The organism is Spirosoma arboris (assembly GCF_009754945.1).
Taxonomy (GTDB): Bacteria; Bacteroidota; Bacteroidia; order Cytophagales; family Spirosomataceae; genus Spirosoma; species Spirosoma arboris.
On sequence record NZ_WPIN01000029.1, the window covers coordinates 1 to 14,427 of the forward strand.

Annotated in this window: 9 protein-coding genes; 8 read left to right on the plus strand and 1 reads right to left on the minus strand. The window is 47.0% G+C overall.

The features are described 5' to 3' along the window. Position 1: 1 nt before the first annotated feature. From GO755_RS38385 to GO755_RS38395, 3 genes are read left to right on the plus strand one after another with little or no spacing between them, the layout of a single operon-like run. Positions 2-1,027, plus strand: a complete 1,026-nt coding sequence (locus GO755_RS38385; RefSeq protein ID WP_317166044.1) for a Gfo/Idh/MocA family oxidoreductase — start codon at positions 2-4, stop codon at positions 1,025-1,027. A 2-nt stretch (positions 1,028-1,029) separates the two neighbouring features. Continuing rightward, positions 1,030-2,301 (plus strand): MFS transporter, encoded by a 1,272-nt coding sequence (locus GO755_RS38390; protein WP_157590747.1) that lies wholly within the window; start codon positions 1,030-1,032, stop codon positions 2,299-2,301. Between the two features lie 12 nt (positions 2,302-2,313). After that, the gene (locus GO755_RS38395) at positions 2,314-3,834 is read left to right on the plus strand and encodes a class I adenylate-forming enzyme family protein (protein ID WP_157590748.1); all 1,521 of its coding nucleotides are present in this window, start codon (positions 2,314-2,316) and stop codon (positions 3,832-3,834) included. An 18-nt stretch (positions 3,835-3,852) separates the two neighbouring features. Here GO755_RS38395 and GO755_RS38400 read toward each other — a convergent pair whose 3' ends face one another. Next, positions 3,853-4,464 carry an NAD(P)H-dependent oxidoreductase gene (locus GO755_RS38400; protein WP_157590749.1) on the minus strand — a complete coding sequence of 204 codons (612 nt, stop codon included), beginning with the start codon at positions 4,462-4,464 and terminating at the stop codon, positions 3,853-3,855. A gap of 98 nt (positions 4,465-4,562) precedes the next feature. On the opposite strand from GO755_RS38400, the gene GO755_RS38405 reads away from it, so the two are divergent. From GO755_RS38405 to GO755_RS38425, 5 genes are all read left to right on the plus strand, one after another. Next, positions 4,563-5,462 carry a LysR family transcriptional regulator gene (locus tag GO755_RS38405; protein ID WP_157590750.1) on the plus strand — a complete coding sequence of 300 codons (900 nt, stop codon included), beginning with the start codon at positions 4,563-4,565 and terminating at the stop codon, positions 5,460-5,462. A gap of 87 nt (positions 5,463-5,549) precedes the next feature. After that, positions 5,550-6,077 (plus strand): CopD family protein, encoded by a 528-nt coding sequence (locus GO755_RS38410; RefSeq protein WP_157590751.1) that lies wholly within the window; start codon positions 5,550-5,552, stop codon positions 6,075-6,077. Positions 6,078-6,741: 664 nt separating this feature from the next. Next, a complete protein-coding gene (locus GO755_RS38415; protein WP_157590752.1) occupies positions 6,742-12,420 on the plus strand; it encodes an SdrD B-like domain-containing protein in 5,679 nt (1,892 codons plus the stop codon). Between the two features lie 283 nt (positions 12,421-12,703). Continuing rightward, positions 12,704-13,078 carry a hypothetical protein gene (locus tag GO755_RS38420; protein WP_227687267.1) on the plus strand — a complete coding sequence of 125 codons (375 nt, stop codon included), beginning with the start codon at positions 12,704-12,706 and terminating at the stop codon, positions 13,076-13,078. 896 nt (positions 13,079-13,974) lie between these two features. Continuing rightward, a complete protein-coding gene (locus GO755_RS38425) occupies positions 13,975-14,304 on the plus strand; it encodes a hypothetical protein (protein ID WP_157590753.1) in 330 nt (109 codons plus the stop codon). Positions 14,305-14,427: the final 123 nt, after the last annotated feature.

Consider the following 14,427-nt stretch of genomic DNA (forward strand, 5'->3'; position numbering starts at 1 on the left):
TATTAATGTTGGTTTGGTTGGTTTTGGCTTGTCTGGACGGTATTTCCATACGCCGTTTTTGTCTGTCAATCCAAAGTTTCATATAAAGAAGATCGCCAGTAGCCGTCCCGATGCGGTTCGAGAGTTCGATGCGTCGATTGAGTGGGTCGCTACGCCCGAGGAGTTGTTCGCCGATCCATCTATCGATCTCGTTTTCATTTGTTCGCCCAACGAAACGCATGTCGACTACGCGCGAAAGGCACTTGAACAAGGCAAAAACGTCGTGGTTGAAAAACCCTTTGCGCTTTCGGAAGCCGAAGCAATTGAGTTATTGGCGTTAGCCAAACAACAGGGGCTTATCGCTACCGCGTATCAGAACCGACGGTGGGATTCTGACTTTTTAACCATCAAACGACTACTGGCCGAGGATGCCTTAGGAGAACTCGTTGATTATGAATGTCTGTATGATCGCTACTCGCCTGTTCCACCGAATTCCCAAAGCTGGAAAGAACAGGCTGGTGAAGGTCGGGGTAATCTGTACAACTTAGGGCCCCACTTGCTCGATCAGGCGCTGAATCTGTTTGGCAAGCCCGATACCGTACAGGCTACCATCCGAATCCTCCGTCCGAACAGCCATGTGCCTGACTATTTCGACATAAAACTTGGCTACCCTGACAAGGTGGTTCGACTTGAGTCGAATCTGATGGTGTACAACAATCAGTTACGGTTTAGTCTGCATGGTACCAAAGGCTCATTTATTAAAGGTGGGTTGGATGTGCAGGAAGAACGGCAACGGCTCAACGAATTACCGAATAAACCCGATTGGGGCGTTGAACCAGAAGACCGTTGGGGAACACTGTACCGGGATGGGAAGGCCGAAGTGATCGAAAGCGAACCCGGCAACTACACCCCTTTTTACGATAATCTCTACGACGCAATTGTGAACGGAGCCGAACCCGCTATTACCCCTGCCGATATTCAACAACTTGCCCGTGTCATCGACCTAGCGCTGGAAAGTAGTCAAACACAACGTACCATCGCTTATTAATCATGACCACCTACCGCTGGCGAATTGTAGTGCTTCTGTTTGTAGCCACGACTATAAACTATTTGGACCGACAGGTGATCAGCCTGCTCAAGCCCACACTGGAAACCGTTTTCAACTGGACCGAAACCGATTACAGTCATATCGTGATGGCGTTTCAGGCTGCTTATGCCTTTAGCTACGTTGTGTTTGGAAGGCTGATCGATGCCATTGGCACCAAGATGGGCTATGCAATTGCCGTTTCGGTGTGGAGCATTGCCGCCATGATGCATGGGCTGGCAACCAGCACATTCGGATTTGGTGTTTACCGCGCTCTCCTGGGTTTGGGCGAAGGCGGAAACTTCCCCGCAGCCATCAAAACAGTAGCGGAGTGGTTCCCCCGTAAAGAACGGGCCCTGGCAACAGGTATCTTTAATTCCGGTACAAACATCGGTGCGGTGGTTGCTCCGATTCTGGTCCCATGGGTATTGGGGGCTTATGGTTGGCAAATGGCGTTCGTGCTGACGGGGCTGGTTGGATTCATCTGGCTTGTTTTCTGGTGGATGAGTTACGAAAGTCCCCAACGGCATAAAAAATTATCATCGGAAGAACTGGTCTATATCACCAGCGATGCTGAAACAACCACCGGCGAATCGATCCCATGGCTGAATCTTCTTCGGTACCGGCAAACCTGGGCGTTCATTCTTGGCAAATTATTCACTGACCCGGTCTGGTGGTTTTTCCTGTTCTGGCTGCCCTCCTATTTTGCTTCCTCGTTTAACCTTGACCTGAAAAAGCCCAGCTTACCCCTCATTTTTGTGTACACAGCGGCTACGCTCGGCAGCGTAGGGGGTGGGTATTTGTCGGGTTACTTTATTCGTCGGGGATGGACGATAAACCGGTCCCGCAAAACGGCCATGCTGCTCTATGCGCTCTGTATTGTACCAATTGTGCTAACCCGTTATGCAACCTCTATTTGGGAAGTTGTTGGTTTGCTGAGTCTGGCTGTTGCCGCTCACCAGGCCTGGAGCGCCAATCTGTTTACGCTCGTGTCGGATATGTTTCCCAAGAATGCCGTTAGCTCGGTTGTCGGGCTTGGCGGCATGGCGGGTTCATTGGGTGGACTCGGCTTCCCGATTGTAGTAGGGGCACTGCTGGATACCTACAAAGCACAGGGCGATATTACTATTGGCTATAACTATCTGTTTTTGCTTTGCGGCAGCGCCTATATACTGGCCTGGTTATGCATCCACTTTTTTGCGCCTAAGTTGAAGCCAGTTGAAATAATAGAACGCTGATTTTTATGATCTATGTATCCCCTTACCATTAATCACTGGCTGACGCAGCACGCTCAATTTCGAGCCAATCATCTGGCGTTCGTCTTTGGCGATACACGCCTTACGTTTGCGGAGTTGAACCGAAGTGTCAACCGGATGGCGAATGCGCTGCGGGCAGCTGGTATTGGTAAAGGAGATAAGGTTGCCACTGTACTGCCTAATAGTCGCGAGTTGTACGAAACCTTTTGGGCGGTGGCTAAACTGGGCGCAGTACTTGTACCCATGAGCCCGATGGTACGTGGCCGTGGCTTAATAAATCTGCTCAACGATGCTGATTCTGGCTTGGTCCTGACCGATTCTGCTCATGCCCCTTTTCTTGACGAAGTTCGCAGCGAACTGATTATCCCTGATACCAACTACTGGCTTACCGACGGCGAGCAACCCAATTGGCAATCGTATCCTGCCTTATGGCAAGCGGCTTCGCCAGATGAGCCACCTACGCCAGAACTCGACGGTGACGATCTGTACAACATCATGTACAGCAGTGGCACAACCGGATTGCCAAAAGGGATTATGCACTCCCATTTTGTTCGGTCGATGTATGGTTCGCTGTTTGCCAACGCCTATCGAATCCGACCCGAAAGCGTTATTATGCACTCAGGCTCCATTGTGTTCAACGGGGCTATGCTGACGTTTATGCCGGCTATGTTTATCGGCTGCACCTATGTGCTGTTGAAAGAATTTTCGGTACAGCCAGTCCTGCAAACGTTGGCCAGTGAGGGTGTTACGCACACGATTCTGGTGCCTACCCAAATCGCATCCTGTCTGCGTTATCCTGAATTCACCATCAGTAAACTGCCAACAATCGAGTACATTCTATCAGTTGGCGCGCCGTTGTTGAGCGAACAGAAAGAAGAATTGATCAGGCGATTCCCGAATACGTTTTACGAGTTATATGGTCTGACGGAGGGATTCATGACCGTTTTAGATAAGACAGTTTCGGCCGAAAAAACCGGTTCGGTTGGGCGGCCGATCTGGTTTTCAGAAATGAAGATTGTCGACGATAATGGCCTTGAACAACCCATAGGCGAAGTCGGTGAAATCATTGGCCGGGCTCCTTTTCTGACATCGGGTTATTACAAAAAGCCAGCCCAAACCGCCGATGCCCTCCGAAACGGCTGGCTTTACACTGGCGATCTGGGCTATATTGATGACGATGGGTATCTGTTTTTGGCGGGCCGTAAGAAAGATCTGATTATTTCGGGTGGGGTTAACGTCTACCCAAAAGATATTGAAGAGATTATCATTCGCCATCCCGCCGTTGCTGAAGTAGCCGTATTTGGCGTCCCACACGTCGACTGGGGTGAAACACCCGTTGCAGCTGTCCGTTTAGTGACCGATGTGTCTGCCCAGGAGCTAAAAGACTGGACGAATAAACACATAGAAGCTCGTTATCAGAAGATTTTCGGAGTCATGCAGGTCGATGAATTTCCGAAGAACGTAGCCGGGAAAATCCTGAAAAACGAACTGCGGGTGCAGTATGATAAAGAGTAGGGACAGAAGCTCACACTACTAACAAACCTCTACCACGCTCCCCAACAGCACTTTCTCTAAGTGTGCTTTATACAGTACCTCGTCCCGAATTAAATTAATATTCTTTTCCACGTCGTGAAAGTGAATACTTTCCAGAGGCTCCATGCCGGTGAAAGCGTTCATGCGGTGAAAACCGAACATAACACCTTCATCGACGCTTTTTTGCCCGAAAAACTCACCCGGCAATGTGAAGGCTTCTTTAGGTGCATTCCAACTTGTGGTAAGCATATACTGCCGTCCCTGTAAGGTTCCTCCGGTGCCGTAGTTGATGGCTGGATTATTCCGTGAACGGCCATCACTTACGTAAATTCCCTGCTGATGCCCAGCTGTAAATACCAGGTCGATGTACTCTTTCATCCGGTGAGGCAGTTGAAACCACCAGACGGGTGTATGATAAATCACGATGTCGGCCCAAACGTATTTTTTTACTTCTTCTGCCGGATCGTAGTCGTCATTAATGTTAGTAACCTGAACGGAAAAATCAGGGTGTTGCTTCAGGAAATCGAGTGTCCAGCCAGTCAGCGTTTCGTTAAATGCGCCACCAGAGTGGGCGAATTTTTGACCGCCATTGATCACAAAAATATTTTTCATGGATGTGTTCGTCTTTATTGTTGATGCAAAATTAGTGGCACTAGTAGTATTATAAAAATAAGTTAACTAGTAGATTTGTATCATAAAAATGATAGATAATGATTGTTAATTTGGAATGGTTTCGAACGTTCAAAGCCATCTACGAAACCGGCTCACTAACAGCGGCTGCTCAGGCTTTATATATTTCTCAACCAGGTGTGAGCCTCCATCTCAATTCGCTGGAAGCACATACGGGCTACAAATTATTTGACCGGGCCGCCCGAAAAATGGTGCCTACTGAGCGGGGCAAGCTGATGTACAATTTTATTCTGGAGCCAATCACGAAGCTGGAAGCGGCTGAGCAACAGTTTAATAAGAGCTCGAAAACGGACAAGGCCACTATTAGCATCGGCATGTGCTTTGAAACCTTTCAGTTTACGCTGGAGCCGCATATGAGTACGCTGCCGTTTAATGTCATTATCAAGTTTGGGGAATATGTTCAAATGCAGCATGATCTTGATAAAGGATTGCTGGACTTGATCATTACGCCACAAAAGGGGATACAGACGAATCTGGATTACCGACCATTTTCCAAAGAGCGAATTGTCCTCATAGGCGGCTCTCGATCAAATACCGATGCGTTTGACAACCTCCTGTCGGCAGGAAAGGTTACTGAAGCCGAAGCCTGGTTGAAACAGCAGGTTTGGTACAGTACAGCCGCTGATATGGATCATCTGAAAAAATTCTGGCACCTGAATTTCAATAAGCATCCCGACTTCAAGCCAAATTATATTGTGCCTAACATTTGCTCTATCGTACGCTGTTTAAGTGACGGAATAGGCTTTTCGATCATCCCGGATTTTTTATGCCGAAACGAGCTTGAGCAGGGTAAAGTGAAGCTGGTTTGGGAAGGCAGGAAAGTGATTGAAAACATACTTTATTTTGGCACCCGCAAAAAGACGATTTATACCAATGAAATCAATCAGATCCAGCGGATTTTTGAAAATCATACTACCTGATAAGTAATATATGGCGTCGGTTATAAGTAGCTGACACCACGCCCAACTCGTATCTTTACCACAAGATGTCCCCCTTTGCGTTGAATCATGACGTTTTATTACAGCAAAGCTCTACATATTATTTTTGTCGTGACCTGGTTTGCGGGTTTGTTTTACATACCGAGGCTATTTATCTACGCAACCGAAGCCGAACCACTGGCTGAGCCGGGACGCAGCGTTCTTCAGCAGCAATTGTTGTTGATGCAGCGTCGGCTCTGGTTTGGTATTACCTGGCCATCGGCCATAATTACCTTGTTACTTGGGTTGAATACGTGGTACAACTACGGCTCAACACCCGACTGGCTGGTCTATAAGCTCGTACTGGTGGTTGGCTTATACGTGTATCATGGTTTGTGTCATGTCATTTTCCGGCAGGAACAGCGCGGTGAATTCCGCTATACCTCCAATCAACTGCGCATCTGGAATGAAGTAGCCACTTTATTTTTGTTCGCCATCGTCTTTCTGGTCGTTCTAAAAGATGCCCTGAATATGTTGTGGGGTATGCTTGGCTTACTGGCTTTACTAGTCGTTTTAATGGTAGCCATTCGTGTTTACCGACGTTTGCGGAAAGGATAATCCTACCGAGAAAAAAGAATTTCGTTCTTTTGGGCTAGCCAGGAATACTTGTCAAAAATGAGACGAGGTTGGCTTATAATCCAAGTTGATGAGCACCCTTAAGGCTTGTGTTGCTAGTAGTAATGTTATTTATCTTGTTGTTTGATGTGAATTTCTTCGTGTACGTTTAATTTGGCACGCTATTGGTGGGGTCTTTGTGTCTAATAATAATAGAGCTATTGCAATAAGCCGGATACAGTACAGTGCCTGATTTGAAAAATAATTCTACAAATTTCAACGATTCATTTTTATAACGTTATATATAAGATAAGTAGATCTATCATATGATTTTTATATACTAATTAATTTGACCTATCTAGTCGGCCTATTCAATTACTTTTCCTGCAAACTATTGATTACGAGAAAGTTGCTTGTTTTTTTATAACTCTGTATCTACCTATAAATATATACTGATACTACTAATATATAGTTTACCTTATATTGCTAAGCATATCATTAATATACCAAATTTAGTCGTTAGCAAAGTTAAAGTCCCGATTTTCAAGAAAGTGGCACTCCATTTGTCCTGTTTAGAGTCAGTGCACCTCTAAGACGAAAATCTCTGATTTTCATCTGTATTGGCGTGTGTCAGTACGTATTTTTTATACGCTCAACTAACAGTTCTATGAAAAAAAAACTTTACACTAAAAAGGATAAGCTGGTTAATTGTTCCACCTGGGGAGAAGTGCCTCAGGTATACCAGATTATCTATACTCTGTTTTTTTTCATAACCTCATGCCTAACGGCGCATGCACAAATCTCTGGCACTGTTTATCGCGACTTTAATGAAGATGGTATACGCAGTTTTACGGCTGCTACCCCTTTGGATGGTGAGATTGGTGTGGGCGGGGTTACGGTCAACATATATAATGCAACCGGTTTAGTTGGAAGTACGGTTACCAGCTCGGCCACGGCTATAGCAGGCTCATACACAGCTACAGTGTCGGGAACGGGTCCTTATCGGGTCGAGTTTGTTGGTCTGCCTACAGGTTACTACGATGGATTTCGGGGTGCACAAAGTGGAACCTCTGTCCAGTTTATTGATAGTTCGCCTGCTACAGACGTTAACCTTGGTATTAACTATCCCTACGATTACTGCCAGCCTATACCCAATTTTCTGGTGCCCTGTTATGTAAATGGAGATCCGTTGGGTGGAGGAACATCTGGCTTACAGAATGTTTTTGTCACCTTGCCTTATAATTCTACGAGTAGTCAGATGACTACTATTATAGGTGGTAATACAGATTCAGAAACAGCTATCAGTATAAATAATGAATTAGGAACCGTATATGGGGTGGCGTATCAACGGGCTACAAAATACACCTATACGGCTGCTTTTATAAAGCGGCATGCCGGGCTTGGCGTAGGGGGAGCAGGAGGGATTTATATCACAAAATCTTCGGGAGGTACCTATACAAGCAGCCTTTTTACTACGCTCCCGACGGCGGCAACAGCTATTATCAGTACTGGGGTATCGGGTACTGTTGCCACACTGAGTTCGAGTACGGTTGGCTCTAATACAGACCGTGGATTACCTGCTACTTTAACGGATCGAAATCGAGATCCATCGGCGTTCGACCTGGTTGGGAAGGCAGGTTTAGGTGATCTGGAAGTTTCAGAAGATGGCACCCAATTGTATGTCGTTAATCTGGGCGATCGGCGATTGTACCAAATTCCGATTGTTGATCCTACAAGTGCTAACCCAACGGCTGGTACGCCTACCAGTTATGAAATTCCCTCGCCAAGTCAGAAACCGGGCAGCGTTTTTAGACCATTTGGCCTGAAATATTATCGAGGACGCGTCTACGTAGGTGGGGTTACAACAAACGAAGGTGTCGAAGGAACGGTCAATTTTGGCGTAGGCGGAGATATTAATGGCCCCCCAAGCAGTAATAGCCTGATTACTCAGGATACAACTAGTATGAAAGCGGTTGTCTATGAATACAACCCGATCGATAATAGCTTCACCGACGTATTATCCTTTCCACTTACGTATCAAAAAGGAGCGCCTAATAACGATAAAGTCGGTGCTGACCGTGCTGAGCACTGGCTACCCTGGATTAGTGCGCAACCAACACGTTTCGCGCGCAACGATCTGCCTAACTGTAGTTATCCACAACCCATGTTGACAGGCATTGAGTTTGATGTTGATGGGTCTATGATTATAAGCATTCGGGATCGTTTCGGGGACCAGTACGGCAATAATAACCTTGGGCCAGATGCCAACAGTACGCCTGACCCGACGCAAACATACCGGGCCATTGCCCCTGGCGATATTCTGCGAGCGGGTAAATGTATTGATGGGGTTAATAAATGGACGCTCGAGTACAATGCCAGCGTTTGCAATGGAATCGCCACGGCAGGAGCTAATACGACGCAGGGGCCCGGTAATGGAGAATATTATTATGGAGATGCCGTTGGATTCGGTTTGTCCAGTGGGCCGTTCCACCTGGAAGTGAGCGAGGGGGCGCTGGCGTTGCTACCCGGAAGTGGCGAAGTGGCTTCTATTGCACTTAACCCAACATTTAACGTCAATTCTGGCGGTATCCGACGATTTAGAAACGCAGATGGTTCGGGCAGTGCGTCTACTAGTGTTCAAATCTATAGAAGTGATGATCCGGGAACGTATGGAAAAGCCAATGGATTGGGCGATCTTGAATTAGACTGCGATTTACCACCTATTCAAATTGGTAACCGCGTTTGGCGGGATATCAATAACAATGGCCTGCAGGAGCCGGGAGAACCGGGTTTGGCGGGCGTACAGGTGGTTTTGCAAGGGCCGGGTTCAACAACGATTGCTACGGTAACGACCAATGCCAATGGGGAATATTACTTTTCGAATGCGGTCGGTACCAATGTGTTGGGATCGGTGTATAACTTAACATTGACGACAGGGGGAAGCTACACCCTTAGTTTTCCAACTAGTGTCAGCGCCTTTACTATAAGCACTCCACCGGGCTCTACCCCAGCAACGGATGCCATAGATTCAAATCCTGACGCAACGGGGAGCATTGCATTTACCCTTGGGCAGGCTGGCCAAAATAACTTTACATACGATGCTGGCTATGTGTGCGCCCCATTAGCCTTGTCGTTAACATCGGTGACCGTTTGCGCTGGTCAACCAATTAGTCTGACAGCTACGGATGGGTTTAGCAGCTACACATTTTCAACGGGTTTAACGCAGATAGGTATCACCAATGTGGCTAGTGCAACTGCTGCGGGTACGTACTCTGTGACAGCTTTAAATTCGGCGGGTTGCTCGGGTACGGCTACAGGAAGTAGTACGATTGAGGCATTACCCGTGATAACGCTTACGTCGCAAACGATTTGTGCGGGCCAGATCGCTAGTCTGACGGCTACTGCGGGCTATGCGTCTTATATCTTCTCGACCGGACTCGCTCAACTGGGTACATCCAATGTTGCCATCGGTACTACAGACGGTACCTATTCGGTAACGGCTATAAGTACAGCAGGTTGTGCTGGAACCGCGACAGGTAGCATAACGGTCAATCCATTGCCTATCGTCACGCTTTCCTCGGCGAGTGTTTGTGCCGGCCAAACCGCAGTACTGATGGCAACGGCTGGATTTGACACATACCTCTTTTCAGCTGGCCTTTCTCAAGTAGGCAACTCGAATGTGGCAACGGCTACGGTAGACGGTATCTATTCCGTAACGGCCATCAATAGCCAAGGGTGCTCGGGAACGGCTACCGGCAGTATCACAATCAACCCACTACCAGTTGTCACGCTTTCTTCGGTGACGATTTGCGCAGGCCAGTCGGCAACCCTGACAGCTACAGCGGGTTATGCGTCTTATCAATTCCCCTTGGGTTTAACACCTGTGATAGGCCAGCCAAATGTGGCTACGGGCACAGTAGGAGGCACCTATTCGGTAACGGTAACCAGCGTTGACGGGTGTGTCAGTGAGGGATCTGGCACGATCACGGTCAATCCGTTGCCAGTCGTAGCGCTTACATCAGCGACGATGTGTGCGGGTCAGACAGTAAGTTTAACGGCCACGGCGGGTTATGCCTCTTATGTGTTCTCGGCAGGACTTACTCAATTAAATGCATCAAACGTAGCAGTTGGCGCAACAGATGGCACCTATTCAGTAACAGCCATTAATACAGCGGGTTGTTCGGCTACGGCCACAGGTAGTATCACAATTAATGCGAATCCAGTTGTCACGCTTTCGTCGGCAACGGTTTGTGCTGGTCAAACGGCAATTTTGTCGGCAACTCCCGGTTATACTACTTATTTATTTTCTTCAGGACTGGCTCAAGTAGGTAGCTCGAATGTGGCCACCGGCACCGCAGATGGTATTTATTCGGTAACAGCTATCAGTGATGTGGGTTGCTCGGGTACAGCTACCGGAAGTATTACGGTGAATCCTTTACCAGTGGTTGATCTTATCTCCGCGACGATTTGCGTTGGTCAGTCGGCGACGCTGGTTGCCACAGCCGGTTATGCCAGTTATACCTTTTCTGCCGGGTTAACGCCAATCTCAGGCCAACCAAATATGGCCATAGGTACTGTTGACGGTACCTATTCCGTAACAGCCACTAGTGTAGATGGTTGCGTAGGCACTGGAGCAGGCAGCATTACAGTGAGCCCCTTACCTGTGGTCACGTTATCCTCTACTACGATTTGCGCAGGCCAATCTGCCACATTAGTCGCGACTTCAGGTTATGACAGCTATAGTTTCTCGGCAGGTTTAACGCCAGTAGCAGGAACGCCGAATGCAGCTATAGGTGACACGGGTGGTCTTTATTCGGTAACTGCCACAACACTGGCAGGCTGCTCTGCCACGGCCACGAGTAGTATTACGGTAAACCCATTGCCGGTAGTTAGTCTAACTTCGGCCACTATTTGTATCGGCCAAACAGCTAGCCTGAGTGCTACGGCGGGTTATGCCAGTTATCTTTTCTCGACGGGCTTAACGCCAGTACCAGGCACGCCTAATGTGGCTACCGGGACAGCCGATGGTATTTACTCCGTGACGGCCATTAGTACAGATGGTTGTTCGGCTACGACTACGGGTAGCATCACGGTCAGCCCTGCGGTTGTGGTAACGCTCTCTTCAGCAACGATTTGTGCAGGCCAGGTGGGTGTATTGACCGCGACAGCTGGCTACGATACTTACATTTTCTCGGCAGGTTTAACGCAGGATGGTGTTACAAACATAGCGAGTGGAACTGTAGATGGCATGTACTCCGTAACAGCCATCAGTGCAGCAGGTTGCATAGGCACAGCGACAGGTAGCATAACGGTCAATCCATCGGCTGTCGTCGCGCTTAGCTCGGCTACAATCTGTGCGGGCCAGTCGGCGACCTTAACAGCTACCCCCGGATTTGCAAATTATGTTTTCTCTGTCGGATTAACTCCGGTAATAGGCCAACCAAATGTAGCGATCGGCACCATTGATGGGACGTATTCCGTGACTGCCACCAGCAGCGCAAGTTGCTCTGGTTCTGCTACAGGTACCATTACCATAACCCCATTGCCAATAGCTGTTATTGCGGTTAGTAGTGCCACGCTTTGCGAGGGACAAAGTGCGACCTTAACCGCCAGTGGTGGAGACTTGTATGCATGGTCAACCGGAGAACAAAGCGCTTCAATTGTCGTGACGACTAGTAACGTTTATTCGGTGACAGTAAGTACGATTACCGGATGTTCAGATGTAGCCAGCACGACAATCACTGTAAACCCATTACCCGTATTAACAGTGAATTCTGCAACAGTATGTTCGGGTCAGTCGGCAACATTAACAATAACAGGTTGCGAAGGGGGGACAATTCTCTGGTCAACAACCGAAAGTACGGCTACTATACTGGTATCTCCTGTACTAACAGCGGCTTACTCGGCAACCTGCACATTCGCGACGGGCTGTTCATCAACGACATCGACTACGGTTACGGTGAATGATGTTCCCTGGTATACGGCTGTTCCTCAGGCAACAACAGCTACCTGCACAGGAGCGGTAGCGAATAACGATGCTCGAATCGATTTCGCGACTTTACAAAATACCGAACGGGCAGATATTGTTGCGGGCAGTACTTATGGAAGTGGACCTGCCTACGGTGCACCAACAAACGTGACTGTAACGGCTGGCACTGTTAGCTTCACGAACTTGCTGAATCCTGCCACGAGTCAGCCATACACCATTCGACTGTACAGCCCAGGCGGTACTTGCTACACCGATGTCACGGTGATACTTGAGCCAGCTTTCTGCAATTGCCCGGACCCCAAGTGTGTACCGTTGATTATTCAGAAGACGAGAACCGGTCGAACCGCTATTCGGTAACGTATATTGAAGAAGGTAAAGGGTTTTATAGTGTCGACCGTTTTGATCGGCACTATAAAACCCTTTACTAGTTACACTGGGGATGGATGATAGATTCCCTTCAGTGTCCTCCAACTTCAATTTTGTCCGCAAGTGAACAGGATATGTCCAGTTACGGACGATACCTATAAGTAGTAAAATGTGTAATGTGTTGATAATCATTATGATTAATAAGCTGGCACGTACTTTGGATTATATGTACCAACTCAGTAAACAACAACATAAACACTAAACAACTACTACCATGTTACCACTAATGAGCAAAGTCGCTGCTTCCCTTTTACTAAGCGCTTCGACACTTTTTAACCCTACTACCCCTAAAACACTCTCCTTTGATGCCAGCGCGTATGTGACGACTGACCATCAAATTCGGTTAGCCGTCCAGAAGTCAGCTGAGATGCCAGTCGATGTGGTACTTCGCAACAAAAGCCATGAGGTGCTTTATCAACACAGTATTGGCAAGAAAGAAAGCAAATACGCCGTAAAGTTGAATGTGAATGATCTGGCCGATGGGGAGTATGAATTGGAAATCAAATCGAGCGAAGGCAGCATTGTTAAGCAATTGAATGTGTCTTCTCAACCAGTTCAACAGGTTAGCCGTGTTATTGCCATGAACTAAGAGCAGGCAATTGAAACTACTAGCAAAGCCCGGCAGCCGCTGGGCTTTGTTGCTATAGGATGAATTGAGTATGCAGATTTTTTAATGTCCCTCTCTATATAATGCCCAGAACGCCAGCAACAAGCCAGCCACTATAAGCAGCGAGATAATGATTGCCAGACGGTTATTTTTTGGATTCGACATGATCAGTTGAGTGCCTTTAGTAAGATTGATGCAAATCCTTGCTGTTTTCTGTAAACAGGCGCATGTTACTCATAGTTAATCCCCACTATGGATATTGATTAATAGGTCGTTGCGATTAAAAATTTGTTAAAAATACTTAAGTATAAATACAGTATTATTTGCAGACTATTTACTTTGCCTTATCATTCACTGTAACTACCTAAATCAATGGCTATTAAGAAAAACGCTTTCCCTGTTCCTGGTCCCTGGACCCTCATTTTTCTCGTCTCCGGCTCCCTTTTCTACTGGACGATCCGAGTGATTTATCATCTATTTGTCCCTTAGTTTCTTTGTCAGTTCGCTTCCTAATAAAAGAGGGTTTAAGGCGTAATGATTTTTTGTCATTTGTTGACGTTCATGTTGATAAAACGTGAGAAATAAACTTCTACGCGCACTAAGCATTCTTTCATTGCTGATATCAGTTTTCTTAATCGCTACTGCCCTGTTTCTTTTAGGTCAAGCCAGTGGTAATCAAGCGTTGCTATGTTTTCTGGCTTCATTTGTTTTTACAGGTCTAGGGCTTTTCTTCTCAGCCAAGTCAACCGATTAACAGATTATGATTGTCCCTCTGTTTATTAACGAAGTTAAATTTTAGTTAGGATTCGGTCGTACTAAGTCCTTTTTTATCCCATTCTGGTTTCACTACTATTAAACAATACAATGTATTGATTAACATGAAAATCAAGATCAAGTCGCTACTCATTGTCGTGCCTAGTCGTTCCTGTTATACAGTTCCTGTCAGTTCAACTGGTTCCTTGTGGACTGGATATGGAGGCTGGAGGTACTCGGCCTGCTCATTTTCGTTGGTGAAGCTGAACACTCACCTTAAAGCGCGAATTAATCATTCTGCCTGTCGATTTATCCATCCTGGCGTTGATTACTTTACTAATCCTTACCCATCAGCTCCGCTTAGTTCTCACTCTCCTTTGCGCAGGTGGGCCAAGATTGATATGCAGGTGTCAGTTCCGATGTTTCAGAATACCCCGCAGAAGTGGGCAGCTTAGGCTTCCCTGGCACGATTGTAGCTTTACTAGAATAGAGAATAACCAAAAAAAACTGATCTGCTCAAGACCAGTTTTTTTTGTGCATTAGTTACTACCCTTTAGGAGATTTAAGGGTATTTTGCA

What these genes read in the sequence shown, in the direction of transcription:
- GO755_RS38390 (WP_157590747.1), top strand. Translation starts at nt 1,030, where the DNA reads ATGACCACCTACCGCTGGCGAATTGTAGTGCTTCTGTTTGTAGCCACG.
- GO755_RS38395 (WP_157590748.1), top strand. Translation starts at nt 2,314, where the DNA reads ATGTATCCCCTTACCATTAATCACTGGCTGACGCAGCACGCTCAATTT.
- GO755_RS38400 (WP_157590749.1), bottom strand. Translation starts at nt 4,464, where the DNA reads ATGAAAAATATTTTTGTGATCAATGGCGGTCAAAAATTCGCCCACTCT.
- GO755_RS38405 (WP_157590750.1), top strand. Translation starts at nt 4,563, where the DNA reads ATGATTGTTAATTTGGAATGGTTTCGAACGTTCAAAGCCATCTACGAA.
- GO755_RS38410 (WP_157590751.1), top strand. Translation starts at nt 5,550, where the DNA reads ATGACGTTTTATTACAGCAAAGCTCTACATATTATTTTTGTCGTGACC.
- GO755_RS38415 (WP_157590752.1), top strand. Translation starts at nt 6,742, where the DNA reads ATGAAAAAAAAACTTTACACTAAAAAGGATAAGCTGGTTAATTGTTCC.
- GO755_RS38420 (WP_227687267.1), top strand. Translation starts at nt 12,704, where the DNA reads ATGTTACCACTAATGAGCAAAGTCGCTGCTTCCCTTTTACTAAGCGCT.
- GO755_RS38425 (WP_157590753.1), top strand. Translation starts at nt 13,975, where the DNA reads ATGAAAATCAAGATCAAGTCGCTACTCATTGTCGTGCCTAGTCGTTCC.